The sequence below is a fragment of the Labrenzia sp. CP4 genome (genome assembly GCF_001579905.1).
GTDB lineage: Bacteria > Pseudomonadota > Alphaproteobacteria > Rhizobiales > Stappiaceae > Roseibium > Roseibium algicola.
The window spans coordinates 397637-413043 of the sequence record NZ_CP011927.1; the positions used below are offsets into that span (position 1 = coordinate 397637).

Here is a 15407-nt window from a genome sequence, read left to right on the forward strand (position 1 = left end):
GAAGGTAGCATAAACTGAGGTGCGTACATCAGGAATTGATGGGCCACTCATCGTAAGGTGGTAGGGGGCGGGTTGGGCACGTGATGCCCAACCCGTTTTTGCCGTTTTACCCGCGTGATGAAGCGTTTGCACGGGCTGGGCTAGTCCAGTCTGACAGCTTCGATCCTGCCTTCCAGCATATGCGGCAGGTAAAGGACATTATCGTGGGTGGAAATATCGGCAAGGCCGGCGGGTTCGCTCATGATCTCGTTCGGTGTACCGTCAGAACCAATCTCGAAGACCTTGCCGTTGATCCAGTCGTTGAGGACAAGCTTGCCGTTCAGCCGTGCGATGCCGTCGATGTTGCCGATATCCCGCGCCACGACGCTGATAGCCTTGGTGGCAGGATCAATGGCAAGCAGGCTGCCGGGTGCTTCAGTGGTGAAATTGTTCTTGAGGCCCTTGCCCCAGGCGCCGACAAGCAGGCGGCCGTTGTCCCAGTAAAGGCCATTGGGGTGATTGAGCTCAGGGCTTTCCAGCCATTTTTCAAAAGTACCATCTACGTAACGCCAGATGGTGTTCGTCATCATGTCGGAAACGAAGATTTCGTTGCCGCTGGTGGTCACATCGTTCAGGAAAACCGAGCCTTCTGCAGGCAATGACTGCAGCAATTTGCCGGTCTGGGCGTCGACAACGCGCAAACTGGTGAGATCGGCCGCGAAGACCTTGCCGTTCATCAGCGCCAGTCCTTTGGGAGCGTCCATTCCGGTTGCCCATTTGGCGTCGATGATTTTCCCGTCCGTGGACAGAAGCGCCAGATGGCCGTTGCCGTCGACCGCATTCGGCGCGCCTTCCATGACACTGACGATGAGTCGGTTGGCCGCAGCGTCAAAGGCCACGGATTCAGGCATGTCGAAGCCGTCCGTTGACCAGAGTGAACCGGCTGATGAGGGGAGCGTTGAAAGGCCGAGCAGCAGCGCTGCGGCCAGGGGTTTGAAGGTCTGCATGGGAAGTCCTTTCGCAAAGTTGAACTGGACCTCTCCTGCAGAAGGCGAACTTTTCTTGCAATTGATGATGATCTGGTATCAAAAAACGATACTCAAACTGTCGAATTCGGGATCAGGAATATGCGCGGTGATACCTTCAAGATCTTGCAGGGCGTGCTGAAGGCACGTGGCATGACCTATGCGGATCTCGCAAGCCGGATGGAAATATCGGAGCCGACGGTCAAGCGGATCTTCGCCGGGCACGATTGCAAGCTAAGCCGGTTGCTGGAGATCTGCGAAATTCTGGAGGTGCCGCTGGCGGACGTATTGCATCGGGCAGAGCGGAATTCGGAAGAGGCAAGCGTCCTGCCGGTGGCAACGGAAGCGCGGCTCGCTGCGGATCCGTCGCTGTTTTATCTCTTCATCCTGCTGCGTGAGCCGATCCCGCAACAGGAAATCGAGCGCCGTTTTGATCTCTCGGGAGAGGACATGTTCCGACTGGGCCGGGTGCTGGAGGCGCTTGGGCTGGCCGAAGTGCATCCAGGCAACCGCATCAAGATCACGCGCAAGGAGCCCTTCAGGTTCCGTCCGGACGGGCCGCTGATCCCGCTGCTGAAGGAAATCAACATGCGCTTTCTGGGGCAGGTGATAGCCAATCCGGGTGGCAATCAGTCCCTGTTCTTCACGCTCTCCCGCCGCATGCTGCCGGACACGGGGGCGTTCATCCTGCGCGAGATCGAAACCCTGAAGGAGACCATCGCCGAGCTGGCCCGTCAGGACCAGCTGGTCTCGCGCGAGGAAGACCTGACCACCTTCAAGCTGACCGGAGCCTTCGCCCCCGTTTCCTTTCCGGACATTCTGACGATCGAACCGGGCCGGTGAGAAGCGTCAGGTCCAGAATTTGGGCGTTTCCCGGGTTGCTTCCCAATACCCTTTGGCGTGCTGCCACATGGCCTGGCATTGGGCCTCGTGCCAGCCGATGACAAAACCGATGGCCTGGTTGGTTGCCAGGGCATTTGCCCCGCTGACCTTGCATTTCACCGGCAGTTGTTCGGCCATGGCGACATCGTTGAGATAGCCGAAGATATCCTGCAGCTTCTTCATCCTCTTCAGGAAGGGCTTCACGGTGTCTTTCGGATAGAGGCAGCCGAAGAATTCGATGCCGTAGCGCATCTTCTTCATCGCCTTGCGCATTTCGTGGCGTTCGGGAACGGTAAGTTCTTCCAGCCGCTTGCCGTATTTCAGAACCTTCTTCCACTGCTTGGCAAGAGCTTCGCCGGCGTGAGTCTCCACGGGTTGGGCCAGAAGCTGCGTCTGGCCGAAGTTTTCCGGGTCCAGCCAGCCGCGCCCCTCGGTGTAGGCTGCAAGGTCGAGCAGGAAACCGTTGACCTCTTCCGATTTCAGGTGATCCGTCAGCGTGGTGCGGGTGCTTTCGTCCCGGAGGGCATTGAGATTTTCCAGAAGAGCGTCAAAGGACAGGGTTCCGGGCGCCCTGTCGACCAGGGGCATAACGATCTCGTCGACCAGGACGTCGAGATCCCGCAGGGAACCGGCTTCGGTGGCAATGACCTTCGCCGTCCTGTCGAGCGGTGCCATGGTCGCCGGGTTCAGGATTGGCCGGAACAGGCGAAACGCACTGCGCAGGCGGCGCAGGCCCACCCGTAGCTGATGCGGGCCTTCCGGATCGTCCGACGACAGGACTGCAAGCCGGTTTTCGGAAATCTGGGTCAGGCAAGAACGCAGCACGTCGCGAAAGGCGTGCTCGGTGGTGATGCCGCTGTCGAAGGAAACAATCTCGGCAAAATAGGGTGCCCGTTCCGCAGGTGCGGTGCCCTCGGCAAAACGGTACCCGCGCTCGGCCTTGCTATAGGGCGAAAAGCGGAAGGGGATATCTTTCAAAAGAGCCTTGCCCGCCTCGAAAAGGGCAAGGCTCGGGCCGGACTTCAGTTCCATTTCGAGTTCGGTCAGCGGCTGGCTGCCGCTGCCGGCCAGAATATTGCCGTTGTCGAAGGCGAGTTCGATGAAGGTGCCGTCACTGTCCCGGGTCAGATTGCGCACGGTGCGTTTCATCACCGTTTCAAAGCACTCCGACAGGGGGGCGTCACCGATGATTTCCAGAAGACGGTCGTGGACGGCGGGGTCTTCGATGACGGAGAAATCGAGCGCACGGCCCTTGACCGGATGTTCGGCTTCCACCGGCGAGGACAGGCCGCCCATGACGCCCGTGCCGAGCTTGACGGTCTGAACCCAGCTGTTGCCGGACTTGCGTACGCGAAGGGAAATCCTGGCCTTGCGAAGCGCCTGGTCCGGCGTGTCGAAATAGATCGACTGCAACGTCTTGTTCACGGCGCGGCTGGCAGTGAATCCGTCTATGGAACCGGCACGTTTCAAAGCGTCCTGTGCCGTCGTTTCCAGCTCGAGCTTAAGCTCGATTTCACGTCCTGATTTGCTCATGCTGAATTTCTAGCCAAGCCATTTCTGCTTGTCCAGAAAAAGCGCACAATTTGCGCCTTTGTTTGCAGGCTAACAAATTCGCCCGCCGAAAGGCGCAGGGCGCCTTTCTTTCAAGACCTCATTCGGGAAAGCGAGCCCGATATTTTAGCCGAAAAGTTTCTTCCCGACGCCTTTCAATCTCTCAAGGATGCGGGACTGATAATGCAGATACCAGGGAACCGGCTTCTGATTGAACGCGAGCTTGCGGATGTAGGTCGGCACTTCCCAAACGGCGGAGGTGCCTGCCGGGAAGAACAGGGTCACGCCGGGCTTGCCTTCATAGACATGGCCGGCCTCGTCGGTGATCCGGACTCCGCCTTCCAGAAACATGACCGACTCATCCCAGCCGTAGTGCCAGCGGAACTTGCCGGCAGTGCACGACCAGTGGCAGGCATCGCCCCAGCCGAACTTGTGTCTGGCCAGCACGGCGCACATGGCTTTCGGGTCGCCTTCAAGCACCCATTCGGCTCGGATCGGCGCTGGCATCAACTGTGATTTGTCAACGAAGGACTGTGTGAAGGCTTGCCCGTGCCGAGCGGCTTCGTTCACAGCAGAAGTTTTCGTGCGTTTCGCCTCTTGAAGGCCGCCAGCCAGTGTCATCCGTTTCTCCCAAACTTGTCTGACTGTCCACTTGCGCGAGCAGCAGTTGCAAACAGCTTAAATATGCGCCGGATTTCACCCTCTGAGGCTGTGTGGCAGGCGAAATCGCAGCTCAGGGTTAAGGGGGCGTAAAGGGAGAAGCTCAAATTCGATCAAATACGGCGCCCGGCGTACTTGCTGGCGGAAAGCCGCGGCGCGCTGGAACCGCTTGCATCGGACAAGGCCCCATGATAGGCACCCAATCCGATACCGGATTGCCCCCCTGGCGGAACTGGTAGACGCGCCGGATTCAAAATCCGGTTCCTTCGGGAGTGCCGGTTCGATTCCGGCGGGGGGCACCATCTCCAGCGGTTTGAATTGCTGCAGGAATGCGCCGGAGTGGTTCGAGGCTTGCCTCCCACCCGCACAGGTAACCAGCTACTTCAGCGTCACCGTGTCGAAGGCCAGGGAAGCGCTGGTCTGGTAGATGTCTTCCACTTTCTTGATGCGGCCCTGACGCGGGTGGCCGATTGCAATGCCGACGATGCCTCTCTGGCTGTCGGGCTTTGCCAGCGCGACCAGCCGCACGAGGAGCTGGTCGCCTTCCTTGTTGATGAAGTTGCCGACGATTTCGGATGCAGGCAGATCACCCAGTGTGATCTGGCGGCGGATATTCAGGCGTGTATCGTCTGTGGTGCCGAGCTGTTTCAAGAGCTCGATGGCAACATAGTCGCCCACCTCGAGGCGCTTTTGCGGGTCATCGGTCTTCATGGTGTAGGTGACGATCTGCAGGGACGAATAGATGCGCTTGGTTTCGTCATCGGTGGTGAAGTAGATCTTGATCGGACCGCCGCCGGCCGGTTTCGCCTGGGCCAGAATTTGCTGTGCCTCGCGCCGGGGTGCGGCAAGGCTGAACGGTACGGGAACCTCGACATCGTGTTTTGCGCCGAACGCCGCATCCACCGTGTAGATCGTCGACAGGGTTACGCCCTGTGCTTCAAAAGGCGTCAGCTTGACCGATCCTTCCAGCTCGACCTGCTGGGCAAGTGCCGCAGCTGGCGCGCTCATCGCGAGAACCAATGCCAGTCTGGCGATGCTTGAGGCCGTTCCGTTCATGTCCCCCTCCCAACGTCGTGCGAAACCTGGCGAGGTTTCAATGCTACCAGATACGGGCGAAAAGTCTGCCTTGTGTCTTGATGCGAGTTTTTGAGGTGGTTTCACATCAGGCTGGGATCGTATGTGCCGATGGCTACGCGACAACGTGTTGCTGGCAGCGCGCATTTCCCTAGGTGACTTTTTGCAGCGCAGCGGCTAAGGGAAGCGCCATGATCAGACGCCTCTACGACTGGACCTTGTCCCTTGCCGCCGGACCGCGTGCGCCTGCCGCACTCGGCACCGTATCCTTTGTCGAAAGCTCGGTGTTTCCGATCCCGCCGGACATCCTGCTGATCCCGATGGTAATTGCCCGGCGCGAGAAAGCCTGGTGGTACGCGCTGCTGTGCACGCTGACGTCGGTCGCCGGCGGTATCCTGGGATATCTGATCGGTCTGTTCCTGTTCGAGCAGGTGGCGGTGCCGATCCTGACCTTCTACGGCAAGATGGGGTTCGTCGAAGAGTTCAAGGACATCTATCATCAGTATGGCTGGTGGTTCGTCTTTATCGCCGGGTTGACGCCGTTTCCCTACAAGGTGATCACCATTGCCTCCGGTGCATTGGGGCTCAGTCTGCCGGTGTTCATTGCCGCGAGCATCGTTTCTCGGGGGATCCGGTTCTTTGTCGTCGCCGGATTGCTCTATCTGTTCGGCCCGCCGATCCGCGATTTCATCGAAAAGCGGCTTGGTCTCATGTTCACCATATTTGTGGTGCTGCTGGTCGGCGGATTTGTTGTGCTTAGGTATATCTGACAATAAGAGGGTGAGATGACAGCCGACCGGATTTCGCGCAATCTGACGGGGCTCTTGCTGGTGGGCGGCCTGGCGGCGATCGCGACCGCCTGGGGCTTTCAGCTGATTGGCGGCTATGTGCCCTGCAAGTTGTGCCTCGAGCAGCGCATTCCCTATTACGTCGGCCTTCCCCTGGCCTTGCTAGCGCTTTTCCTGATGCAGGCCAGGCGGACCGGGTTGGCGTTGGCTCTGCTTCTGGTCGTTGCGACCGTGTTTGCCTATGGTTCCGGCCTCGGTATCTACCAGTCCGGCGCCGAGTGGCAGTTCTGGGACGGCCCGAGCGATTGCGGAGGCGGCACCTCGACGCCAACGTCTGCCGCCAACATGCTGCAGGCGTTGAAATCGACGCGCGTCGTCAGCTGCACCGAGGCTAGCTGGCGCATGTTCGGCCTGTCCTTTGCCGGCTGGAACGCGGTTGCATCCGGCGGGCTTGCTCTTCTGGCGCTTTTGGCCGCTTTCGGGTTGAAACGCCGTGGCAACACGGCCAGTGTAGGTGCATGAGCGAGAACAAGCACCCGAAGGAAAAACTGCGCGATGAAGCGCTCCGCACACTCGACCGGGTGAATGCGGAGAGTGAGACCGTTGCCGGTTCTACCTTCGTCCGCATGGCTGACCGGGCAAAGGATCACCTGAGCGCCGCCGACAAGGACGAAGACGACCGGATCGAGGTTTGGGGCAGCCGGATCGGCCGAGGTCTCGGGCTTGTGTTCGCAATCGGACTGGCGATTTATCTACTGGTCACCTACGTACTGCCCAACACCTGAATGAACCGATCCGTCAAAGGAACCGATATGGCATCCGTCCGGCCGGTCAGCCACAGCAGCTGGACCGAACGCAAAGCACCTGACCTGGAAGACTTCGAGGCGATGGCGAGCGAGATCCTCTCCGGGCTTCCGGATGATCTTCTGCTGCGCTGTGGTCATCTGCAGATCAGCCTTGCGGACTATGCGCCCGACGACGTTCTGGATGAACTTCGCATCGAGGATCCGCACGACCTTCTGGGCCTGTTCGAAGGCCAGGGGCTGAGCGAAGGCGAAGAAACCGTGATGACCGGGCAGATGCCCAATCGCATCTGGCTCTTCCGCCGGCCGATCCTTGACTACTGGGCCGCGATGGACGAGACGCTGGGCGATGTGGTTGCCCATGTGCTGATCCACGAGATCGGGCATCATTTCGGCCTGTCCGACCAGGATATGGAGCGCATCGAGGCGGCAGCAGAACGCTAATTCTGACCCTTGCAATGAAAAAGGCCTCCCGCGTCTTCGACACTCGGGAGGCCTTTTTGTTTTCGTCCGTTTGGAAGCGCTTATTCAGCGGCTTCCTTCTGGGCGCGTGCGATCGATTCGACGATCAGCCGCTTTGCGGATTCGACACCTTCAACACCGGTGATCTTCACCCACTTGCCCGGCTCCAGATCCTTGTAGTGTTCAAAGAAATGCTTCACCTGGGCAACGGTGATTTCCGGAAGGTCGGTCACGTCGTTGATGTTGTCGTAGCGCTTGCTGAGCTTGTGGGACGGAACCGCGAGGATCTTTTCATCCTGGCCGGATTCGTCTTCCATCAGCAGAACGCCGATCGGACGGCAGCTCATGATGGCGCCCGGAACGATCGGGCGCTGGTTGACCACGATCACGTCGATCGGGTCGCCATCGCCACACAGGGTGTGGGGAACGAAGCCGTAGTTGCCCGGGTACCGCATCGGAGTGTACAGGAAGCGGTCGACGTACATCGCACCGGCTTCTTTATCCATCTCGTATTTGATCGGCTCGCCGCCAACGGAGACCTCGATAATGACGTTGATGTCTTCCGGCGGATTCTTGCCAATCGGCACAGCGTCGATACGCATTTAGGAAACTCCTGTTATTCGTTGCTGCGTCTATCGCAATCCCGCCGAAGAAGTTCAAGTCCTTTATTTTTGCATTGCACCTAATTGATTAACATGCGTCTATTCGCGCGGCAGGCTCTGGAGGAGATAGATTTATGAAACGGCTTACTGTTTCCCTTTTGATGCTCGGCGGATTGCTTGTGTCTCTGCAGGCCGCAGGGGCAGCGTCGATCGACAGTGCCTATACCAAGATCCTGCTGGACAGCTGCCCGCTGATAGAAGCCGGGGACGAGGAAGAAGGCACCTTCGGCGGTGCCTGGCAGTGCCCCGGCTACAAGGGAGAGGGTGTCTATGTTGCCGAGGGCGACCTGCGCATGTTCGTCTCCTTCGGTCCCGACGCCGCCAATGAGCCCGCGGCAGGCCAGACCCTGCCCAATTTCAACACGGTCAACGAAACGCTGGAATGGCGCCTCAGGGGCGGTGTTCCGTTCGCGACCATCCTGCGCTGGTTTCCGAGCCTCGACGAGGGGTCCAAGACCGGCAGCGTGCTGATCGTGACCCAATTGCAGCCCGGCGGCGGCACCTGCCAGATTGCCCGGATCGATGCCCAGGCCAACAAGAACGCCAACGATTTGGCGCGCCAGGCCGCCGATACCCTGGCAGGTTCTTTCGACTGCACGCAGCCGCCGCAGATCATCGGCAATCCCGGAATTCTCTACTAGGCAAGTGCCCTGTGGCTCAGGTGCTGATTTGCGGCCAGGCGTAGATGCTGAGCTCCAGCCTGCGGCCGCCGATCCTGTACCAGGACTTTGCCGCAAGCTTGCCACCGACTGCCTTGTAGAATGAGCGCGCGGGCTCGTTGGCGCTCAGGACCTGCACCGCGACACCGGGCATGCTCTTCGCCGACAGCGTTTCCCGCACATTCTGGAAAAGGGCCCGGCCGAACCCGAGGCCCTGATATTCCGGCTTCAGGTAAAGCTCGTAGATTTCGCCATCCATGCCGGTGTCCCTCAGTCGGCACGGCCCATAGGTCGCGTAACCGGCGGGAATTTCGGCGATGCTGAGGATCTTGATGTCGACGCCCCTGGCAAGGGCACCGCGCCACCAGCTGCTGCCTCGGCGCGAAATCATCTTCTGAAGGTCGACACCGTGCAAGACGCCGCGATAGGCGCCCAGCCAGGCTTCGCTATGGATGCCGGCGAGTGCCTCACAATCGGCGGTCCGTGCCGCGCGCAGATCTATCAGGTCGGTTGTCATGCTTTTAGAAAGATACAACAAGCAATCCGACGGAAAAGAGGCAATCGCGTCGTAGAAACGCCAATTATGCCGATTTCATTGCGTTCGGCATCCGGGAGTTGATCGGCCGGAGGGGCAACACGGTAATAGTGCCGAGACCCCTCCGGTCGAACCTTGTCAAAAGGCCTCAGGCGTTGGCGCCCTGCCGCAGCCGGGCGAGAATTTCCTCGGCCAGATCCTGCCGCACCTTGCCAAGCGATTTCAGCTCATTTGCCACTAGGTCGATTTCCTCGCCGGTCGCGCCCACCATCAGGGCAACGTTCTGGGCGTGCAGGGCCATGTGGCCTTTCTGGATGCCGGTGGTGGCAAGCGCGCGCAATGCACCGAAATTCTGCGCCAGGCCGACGGCAACGATGATCCGGGCCAGTTCGTCTGCCGTGGTCACGCCGAGAATTTTCAGGTTGGCCTGCGCGGTGGGGTGGATCTTGGTTGCGCCACCGACCAGTCCGACAGCCATCGGCAGTTCCAGGATGCCCACAAGATTGCCGTCGCCGTCCTTTTCCCAGCGGGACATCGAGCGGTAGCGGCCGTCTTTCGACGCGAAGGCATGGGCACCTGCCTCCACGGCTCTGGTATCGTTGCCGGTTGCCAGAACCACCGCGCTGATGCCGTTCATGATGCCCTTGTTATGGGTGGCTGCCCGATAGGGGTCGGCATCGGCAAAGTGATAGGCCGACAGCATGTCGTCCCGAACCTTTTCGCCTCCGATTTCCTCCAGTGGCCAGACAGCCCGCACGCGTGCCACGCGGCGGTCGGCGAGGTTGGTCAGGATCCGCAGGAGACTGCGGGCGCCGGTCCATTCCTCCAGCTTGGGTGCAAGGGCCTCGGCCATGCTGTTGACGGCGTTGGCGCCCATCGCATCGCGCGTGTCGACGATGATGTGAACGATGGTCATCGGTCCTTCGGCAGTGTCGATGACCCTTATGTCGAGGTCACGGAAGCCGCCGCCGAGCTTCACCAGAAGCGGATCGATCTCTTCGCAGATGGTGCGGATGTCATCGATGCGTTCAAAAACCTGCAGGCGGACGTTTTCAGGGTCGCTGGCGCCCAGAAGCTGGATCTGGGCTGCCATCAGCGGGCCGCTTGTGGAGGTCTTGAAGCCACCGGTCGGCCGGCAGCGCTTGGCCGAGTTGCACACGGCGGCGATGACGGAGGATTCCTCGCTGGCCATCGGCACCAGAACGTCCCGTCCGTCCACGGTCATGTTGGTCGCGATACCGACAGGAATGGACATGGAAGAAATGGCGTTTTCAACAAGGCGGTCGGCCAGTTCGATGTTTCCGGATGCCGCTTCCACTAGGTCGGAAACGGACTTGTTGTCGAGATTCGCCTGGCGCTGGACCGCCTGGAGCCGGCCGGCCGGGTCCAGCTTGTGAAAACCTTCAATACGGGACGAAGTGACGTCACTCATCGGGGGAAACCTGTCTGTCAATTGATCATGGATTGCGGCAGCCACAACACCAGCTCCGGAAACAGGGCGCAGATGAAGATACCGATGGCTTGCAGCAGGATGAAGGGAACGATGGCACGGTAGACCGTGCCCATGCCGATGCCGGCGGGCAGGACGCCCTTCATGTAGAAGAGCGTGTAGCCGAAGGGCGGGGAGATGTAGGCCATCTGCGCCGAAACGAGGAACAGGATGCCGAACCAGAGCCGGTCGAACTCGAGGAAGTCGATCACCGGCAGGAAGACGGGCACGCACAAGAGGATGATGCCCATTTCGTCCAGGAACATGCCGAGGAAGAACAGAATGCCCAGCATGATGGCGAGAACGATCCAGCGGTTGGCATCGAGATCCTGAATGAACGACAGGAGGAAGTCCGCGCCGCCGGTGCCGGTGAAGATTGCCACGAAGGCCCGCGCACCGATGGTGATCCAGAGGATCATGGCCGTCACCTTGACCACGTCGAGGGCAACACCGGATATGAGCTCCCAGCCGAACCGGCGCTCGATGAGCGACGACAGGAACGCCAGGAAGACGCCGACGGCGGCTGCTTCCGTGGGTGTTGCGATACCCATGTAGATCGTGCCCAGGACGCCGACGATGATCAGCAGCGGCAGGATGAGGGATTTCAGCGAGGCAATGCGCTCTTCCCAGGTGGCCGGGGCGTCGTTGTCCGGACGCGGGGCGATGGACGGGTTGAGTGCGGACCGCAGAACGATATAGCCGATATAGAGCGAGGCGAGCAGCAGGCCCGGCACCACGCCGGCGATGAACATCTGGCCGATAGAGGCCTGTGCGGTCACGGCATAGACGATGGTGATCACCGAGGGCGGGATCAGGATGCCGAGCGTTCCGCCGGCGCAGATCGTCCCGATCGCGAGCTCCGGACTATATTTGCGCTTCAGCATGGAGGGCAGGGCCAGCATGCCCATGGCAGCAACCGCGGCACCGACGATGCCCGTCATGGCGGCGATGATCGTGCAGATGGCGATGGTGCCCACCGCCAGGCCACCCGGCAACCGCCGCGACCAGAGTTCCATGGCCCGGTAAAGGCTTTCGATAACACCGGAACGCTGAAGGATGCTGGCCATCATCACATAAAGCGGGATCGCGAGGAGCGATTCCGACGTCATGGTGGAGTAGAGGTTGAGGACGGTCACGGAGAGGGCGGCAGGCCCCCACAGCGTTAGCGTGAAAACGAGCGCAAGTGCGCCAAGCGTGAAGGCAAGCGGCAGGCCGGTGAGCAGCAGGCCCACAAGGCTGGCGAACATGATGGCAAGAACGAATTCGGAGCTCATGCGCTTGCTCCCGTCTGTTCCTGCGCCGGGCGCGTTGCGTTGTAGGCTTCAACAAGGGCCTGCAAAAACAGGAGCGCAAAGGAAAGCGGCACGACGAATTTCAGCCACCAGACGGGTGGGTTCCAAGCGGAAAAGCTGGTTTCGCCGAGGGAGTAGGCGTTGATTGCAAGCGGCCAACTGACCCAGGCAAAAACGCCTGCAAAGACAGCAATGACGGCATAGGAGAACACGTCGAGAACCACTTTTGGCAATCCCGTCAGTTTTTCGCTGAAGATGTCGACGGCGACGTGGCCCTTCAGGTGCAGAAGGTAAGGTCCGGCCAGCATGAAATGCGGACCGAAGATCAACGTGCTGGCTTCCATGGCCCACACCGTCGGCGCATCGAACAGGTATCTTGCGACCACTTCGAAAAGCAGTATCGGCACCACCGCGAAGATGAGCGCCGCCGCAAGGAGGAAGAACAACCGGTTGACGCCGGTGACGATGGAACTGACGGATTTCATGAAGCTGAGCATTTGCCGATCGAAAGGACGACCGGACGGCAGACGGCAGGGAGGTGCCGTCTACCGTCCGGTGGGAGGAAGGGTCAGATCAGCCCGAGAGCTGTCATGAACTCAATCTGGCTCGCGAGCACGCGATTCGCCAGATCGTCTTCCTTGGTAGCCTTTTTCCAGGACTCGACAGCCTTGGACCGGTTGGCCGCGACATCGGCCGGGTCGAGCTGGATGATCTCGACGCCTTGTTCGCCGTATTTCTTCAGGACATCGACATTCTGCACCATGATGTGCTGGCGCAGCGATCCGGAGATCTCCCGAGCGGCAACAGCAAGCGCTGCCTTGTAGTCGTCCGGCAGCGCGTCATAGGCGCCCTGGTTGGCGACATAGCTGGTGGCGGTGGTCGGCTGGTGCACGCCCGGCAGGATGATGAACTTGGCGACTTCGCCAAGGCCTGCTTCGTAGTTGGCGGTGAGATCGCCGCGGTCGGCAAAATCGATCAGGCCTTTTTCAAGCGCCGTATAGACTTCCGCCGTCGGCAGCGGGGTCACGGAAACGCCCTGGTCGGCCATGACCGCGGAAGCGAGCCCGACAAAGCGGCCCTTCTTGCCGGCCATGTCGGCGATGGTTTCCATCTTGACGGTCGAGTGGATCGGCTCTTCGCCATAGACGGTGGGGGCAATGTAGAAGAGACCGGCCCTTGCATAGGCTTCGCGGGCGAGATCCAGACCACCCTTTTCGTAAAACCAGGCTTCATACTGGTCGGACTCGGGGAAGCCGAACGGGATGGTGGACGTGAAGGCAAATGCCGGGATCTTGCCGGCTTCGTAGCCGTCGAAGGTCTTCATCAGCTGGAAGGCGCCGGCGCGAACGGCATCGAATGCCTGGTTGGCAGGCACGAGCTGGCCGGCGGAGAACAGCGTGATCTTGAAGTTGCCGTCGGTCAGTTCGCTGACGCGCTCGACAAACTTCTTCTCGAATTCGAAAGGTGTGGTTCCGGCGTCCCAGAGAGCCTGCATGCGCCACTCAACCGCATCTTGTGCCTTGGCCGCAATCGGTGCTGCGAGGGCGGTGCCGCCAACGGCTGCACCTGCAAGAAGGCTGCGTCTACTTACTTTGGTCATTTTTCCCTCCCAAGGAAATTGCCATTTGCTGGCGTAATGGGCAAACTGTCATAAAATTGATTGGGACAATCAAGGGACAGTTGTTGGATTTATGGGCAGCACTGTCCCAGTAAATTTTGAGGGACAATGAGGGTTACGGGTAGCGGTCGGAAACTGTCTCGCGTCGATCAGATCGTCGAGAAAGTCGCGCTGATGCTGGAGGCAGGGGCGTACAAGACGTTTGAGCGGTTGCCTTCCATTCGTCAGGCCGCGCGGGAGAACGGCGTTTCGAAAAACACGATGGCGGAAGCTTACGACCGGCTGGTCGCCCGAGGGCTACTGGAAGCGCGGGCCGGCTCCGGATACTACATGTCACAGGTCGGATCGGCTTCCAAGACCCCGCCAGCGCCACATGTCACGGCTGCGGTTGACGGCATGTCGTTGCTGCGGGAGCAGCTGGAACAGCATTATGAAGTGCGTCCGGGAGACGGACGCCCGCCGCCGTCGTGGATGGAGGGAGCGGAGCTGCGCCGCCATTTCGCCAACGCCAAGACGCCTTTTCCCGAAGCGATCGAATTCGGCTACGGCAGTTCGTGGGGATATGGCCCGCTGAGGGACCGGCTGCGGATGCAGTTGCTGGAGCGGTCGATCCCGGCCGATCCGCAAGGGCTTCTTTTGACCCATGGCGTCAACCATGGCCTGGATTTGATCATCCGGCATCTGACGGAGCCTGGCGATACGGTTTTTGTCGATGAGCCGGGCTATTATCCGCTCTTTTCCAAGCTGACCTTCGCCAAGGTGCAGATTGTCGGTATCCGGCGTGACAGGGACGGTCCGGACCTGGAAGACCTGACCGCCAAACTCGCTCTTTACCGGCCGAAGATGTTTGTCACCCAGTCGCACGGCCACAATCCGACCGGCGGTTCCCTGTCACCTTCGCGGTCATTCGGGTTGATGCAGCTTGCCGAGCGCTGGGGGTTTCTCCTGGTTGAAAACGATGCGCTTGCCGATATTCTTCCGGCCACGCTGCCAAGGCTGGCAGCGCTGGACCAGCTGGAGCGGGTGCTTTATCTCGGTACTTTTTCCAAGACACTGTCGGCCAGTCTCAGATGCGGTTACGTGGCTGGAAATCCGGACATCATCCGCCAGCTTGCCGATATCAAGATGCTGACGGTGGTCAATTCATCCGACCACGTCGAACGCTTCGTGTTCAATCTGATGCAGGCCGGCCATTATCTGAGACATCTGCGGCGTCTCAGGAGCCGGGTGGAAGACGCCTACAAGGCATCCTTCGGGACACTGGAGGCGATCGGGTTGTCTGTGCGTGAGTGCTCCATACCCGGGTTCTATCTCTGGGTGGAGTTTCCCGATGATGTGGATGAAAGGGAACTATGCGCCGCAGCCAGCAAGCAAAGCATCTTCATTGCACCGGGCGCCGTCTTCTATCCGAACCGGGAGACCCGGCAGAAGCCGGCAATGCGGGTCAATGTGGCCTATGGAACCGATGCGCGGTTCCTGTCGTTCCTCAGGGATTTTCTGAAGTAGTTTGAAAGCAGATAAACAGGCAAGTCCACAAATGAAAAGGGCCGGCATAATGCCGGCCCTTCAGTTGCCCTGATGTTTGACTCACTAAATCTGGTTGGCCAGTAAAAACCCCGGGGGGCTGGGGGGCTAATGCATTCCGCGGCTTCTACGGGCCATACCCATCAGGGTATGATCCTAATATGGGTGTCTAAAATGGCTGGCCAAGGGCTGGAATGCGGCAAAATCAAGGAAATTTATGCATTCTTTCTTGGCAAAGTGCCGTTGCGTTCGTTTTTGCACTTCTTCCCGTAAAACTTATTGGCAAAATTACTCTGGTTTCAGACCTCTGTCTGTCAATATGACGTTGCGGGCTTGCCAGAATGGCTAAAGAAGACGCATCATGACAGCCAGGTGACAGGCGTCTCCCGACGATTCTCTTGTCG

17 protein-coding genes and 1 tRNA gene are annotated in these 15407 nt (G+C 59.7%); 8 read left to right on the top strand and 10 right to left on the bottom strand.

The genetic code is table 11. The features are described from left to right. Window positions 1-140: 140 nt before the first annotated feature. Entirely contained in the window at window positions 141-986 is an 846-nt protein-coding gene (locus ACP90_RS01930) for a hypothetical protein (protein WP_062486385.1), read from the bottom strand. 120 nt (window positions 987-1106) lie between these two features. Here ACP90_RS01930 and ACP90_RS01935 point away from each other — a divergent pair, with 120 nt between their 5' ends. After that, window positions 1107-1847, top strand: coding sequence for a helix-turn-helix transcriptional regulator (locus ACP90_RS01935; RefSeq protein ID WP_023002679.1), 741 nt, complete (start codon window positions 1107-1109; stop codon window positions 1845-1847). Between the two features lie 6 nt (window positions 1848-1853). On the opposite strand, the gene ACP90_RS01940 is transcribed toward ACP90_RS01935, so the two are convergent. Then, window positions 1854-3419, bottom strand: a complete 1566-nt coding sequence (locus ACP90_RS01940) for a CYTH and CHAD domain-containing protein (RefSeq protein WP_062486388.1) — start codon at window positions 3417-3419, stop codon at window positions 1854-1856. Window positions 3420-3563: 144 nt separating this feature from the next. Beyond that, a complete protein-coding gene (locus tag ACP90_RS01945) occupies window positions 3564-4058 on the bottom strand; it encodes a cupin domain-containing protein (protein ID WP_062486391.1) in 495 nt (164 codons plus the stop codon). A gap of 256 nt (window positions 4059-4314) precedes the next feature. On the opposite strand from ACP90_RS01945, the gene ACP90_RS01950 reads away from it, so the two are divergent. Beyond that, window positions 4315-4399 (top strand) — tRNA-Leu (locus ACP90_RS01950). Window positions 4400-4475: 76 nt separating this feature from the next. On the opposite strand, the gene ACP90_RS01955 is transcribed toward ACP90_RS01950, so the two are convergent. Further along, window positions 4476-5153: a hypothetical protein gene (locus ACP90_RS01955; protein ID WP_062486394.1), complete on the bottom strand. Its 678-nt coding sequence runs from the start codon at window positions 5151-5153 to the stop codon at window positions 4476-4478. A gap of 209 nt (window positions 5154-5362) precedes the next feature. On the opposite strand from ACP90_RS01955, the gene ACP90_RS01960 reads away from it, so the two are divergent. The 4 genes from ACP90_RS01960 to ACP90_RS01975 are packed head-to-tail and all read left to right on the top strand — an operon-like array spanning window position 5363 to window position 7206. Further along, window positions 5363-5941 (top strand): YqaA family protein, encoded by a 579-nt coding sequence (locus tag ACP90_RS01960; protein WP_055659975.1) that lies wholly within the window; start codon window positions 5363-5365, stop codon window positions 5939-5941. Window positions 5942-5956: 15 nt separating this feature from the next. After that, the gene (locus ACP90_RS01965; RefSeq protein ID WP_062486397.1) at window positions 5957-6481 is read left to right on the top strand and encodes a disulfide bond formation protein B; all 525 of its coding nucleotides are present in this window, start codon (window positions 5957-5959) and stop codon (window positions 6479-6481) included. Continuing rightward, window positions 6478-6744 carry a hypothetical protein gene (locus ACP90_RS01970; protein ID WP_023002685.1) on the top strand — a complete coding sequence of 89 codons (267 nt, stop codon included), beginning with the start codon at window positions 6478-6480 and terminating at the stop codon, window positions 6742-6744. The genes ACP90_RS01965 and ACP90_RS01970 overlap by 4 nt, the downstream gene beginning before the upstream one ends. Before the next feature lie 27 nt (window positions 6745-6771). Then, on the top strand, window positions 6772-7206 hold the full coding sequence (locus ACP90_RS01975) for a metallopeptidase family protein (RefSeq protein ID WP_031270101.1): 435 nt from the start codon (window positions 6772-6774) through the stop codon (window positions 7204-7206). Between the two features lie 80 nt (window positions 7207-7286). On the opposite strand, the gene ppa is transcribed toward ACP90_RS01975, so the two are convergent. Next, window positions 7287-7826, bottom strand: coding sequence for an inorganic diphosphatase (gene ppa, locus ACP90_RS01980; protein ID WP_023002687.1), 540 nt, complete (start codon window positions 7824-7826; stop codon window positions 7287-7289). Window positions 7827-7960: 134 nt separating this feature from the next. Here ppa and ACP90_RS01985 point away from each other — a divergent pair, with 134 nt between their 5' ends. Next, entirely contained in the window at window positions 7961-8527 is a 567-nt protein-coding gene (locus ACP90_RS01985) for a hypothetical protein (RefSeq protein WP_062486400.1), read from the top strand. A 16-nt stretch (window positions 8528-8543) separates the two neighbouring features. On the opposite strand, the gene ACP90_RS01990 is transcribed toward ACP90_RS01985, so the two are convergent. The 5 genes from ACP90_RS01990 to dctP form a co-directional block, all read right to left on the bottom strand. Next, on the bottom strand, window positions 8544-9062 hold the full coding sequence (locus ACP90_RS01990) for a GNAT family N-acetyltransferase (RefSeq protein WP_023002689.1): 519 nt from the start codon (window positions 9060-9062) through the stop codon (window positions 8544-8546). 166 nt (window positions 9063-9228) lie between these two features. Beyond that, window positions 9229-10512 carry a hydroxymethylglutaryl-CoA reductase, degradative gene (locus tag ACP90_RS01995; protein ID WP_023002690.1) on the bottom strand — a complete coding sequence of 428 codons (1284 nt, stop codon included), beginning with the start codon at window positions 10510-10512 and terminating at the stop codon, window positions 9229-9231. A gap of 17 nt (window positions 10513-10529) precedes the next feature. After that, a complete protein-coding gene (locus ACP90_RS02000; RefSeq protein ID WP_031270102.1) occupies window positions 10530-11843 on the bottom strand; it encodes a TRAP transporter large permease subunit in 1314 nt (437 codons plus the stop codon). Further along, entirely contained in the window at window positions 11840-12346 is a 507-nt protein-coding gene (locus tag ACP90_RS02005) for a TRAP transporter small permease subunit (protein WP_208992231.1), read from the bottom strand. Before ACP90_RS02005 ends, ACP90_RS02000 begins: the two co-directional genes overlap by 4 nt. Window positions 12347-12429: 83 nt before the next feature. Next, a complete protein-coding gene (gene dctP / locus ACP90_RS02010) occupies window positions 12430-13461 on the bottom strand; it encodes a TRAP transporter substrate-binding protein DctP (RefSeq protein WP_023002693.1) in 1032 nt (343 codons plus the stop codon). A gap of 126 nt (window positions 13462-13587) precedes the next feature. Here dctP and ACP90_RS02015 point away from each other — a divergent pair, with 126 nt between their 5' ends. Next, entirely contained in the window at window positions 13588-14985 is a 1398-nt protein-coding gene (locus ACP90_RS02015) for a PLP-dependent aminotransferase family protein (protein WP_082809639.1), read from the top strand. Window positions 14986-15407: the final 422 nt, after the last annotated feature.

Bases quoted from the DNA above. Each gene is read 5' to 3' on its own strand.
- dctP (WP_023002693.1), bottom strand. From the start codon at position 13,461: ATGACCAAAGTAAGTAGACGCAGCCTTCTTGCAGGTGCAGCCGTTGGC.
- ACP90_RS01995 (WP_023002690.1), bottom strand. From the start codon at position 10,512: ATGAGTGACGTCACTTCGTCCCGTATTGAAGGTTTTCACAAGCTGGAC.
- ACP90_RS01965 (WP_062486397.1), top strand. From the start codon at position 5,957: ATGACAGCCGACCGGATTTCGCGCAATCTGACGGGGCTCTTGCTGGTG.
- ACP90_RS01960 (WP_055659975.1), top strand. From the start codon at position 5,363: ATGATCAGACGCCTCTACGACTGGACCTTGTCCCTTGCCGCCGGACCG.
- ACP90_RS01945 (WP_062486391.1), bottom strand. From the start codon at position 4,058: ATGACACTGGCTGGCGGCCTTCAAGAGGCGAAACGCACGAAAACTTCT.
- ACP90_RS01955 (WP_062486394.1), bottom strand. From the start codon at position 5,153: ATGAACGGAACGGCCTCAAGCATCGCCAGACTGGCATTGGTTCTCGCG.
- ACP90_RS01985 (WP_062486400.1), top strand. From the start codon at position 7,961: ATGAAACGGCTTACTGTTTCCCTTTTGATGCTCGGCGGATTGCTTGTG.
- ACP90_RS02005 (WP_208992231.1), bottom strand. From the start codon at position 12,346: ATGAAATCCGTCAGTTCCATCGTCACCGGCGTCAACCGGTTGTTCTTC.
- ACP90_RS01975 (WP_031270101.1), top strand. From the start codon at position 6,772: ATGGCATCCGTCCGGCCGGTCAGCCACAGCAGCTGGACCGAACGCAAA.
- ACP90_RS01940 (WP_062486388.1), bottom strand. From the start codon at position 3,419: ATGAGCAAATCAGGACGTGAAATCGAGCTTAAGCTCGAGCTGGAAACG.
- ACP90_RS02015 (WP_082809639.1), top strand. From the start codon at position 13,588: ATGAGGGTTACGGGTAGCGGTCGGAAACTGTCTCGCGTCGATCAGATC.
- ACP90_RS01935 (WP_023002679.1), top strand. From the start codon at position 1,107: ATGCGCGGTGATACCTTCAAGATCTTGCAGGGCGTGCTGAAGGCACGT.
- ACP90_RS01930 (WP_062486385.1), bottom strand. From the start codon at position 986: ATGCAGACCTTCAAACCCCTGGCCGCAGCGCTGCTGCTCGGCCTTTCA.
- ACP90_RS01990 (WP_023002689.1), bottom strand. From the start codon at position 9,062: ATGACAACCGACCTGATAGATCTGCGCGCGGCACGGACCGCCGATTGT.
- ppa (WP_023002687.1), bottom strand. From the start codon at position 7,826: ATGCGTATCGACGCTGTGCCGATTGGCAAGAATCCGCCGGAAGACATC.
- ACP90_RS01970 (WP_023002685.1), top strand. From the start codon at position 6,478: ATGAGCGAGAACAAGCACCCGAAGGAAAAACTGCGCGATGAAGCGCTC.
- ACP90_RS02000 (WP_031270102.1), bottom strand. From the start codon at position 11,843: ATGAGCTCCGAATTCGTTCTTGCCATCATGTTCGCCAGCCTTGTGGGC.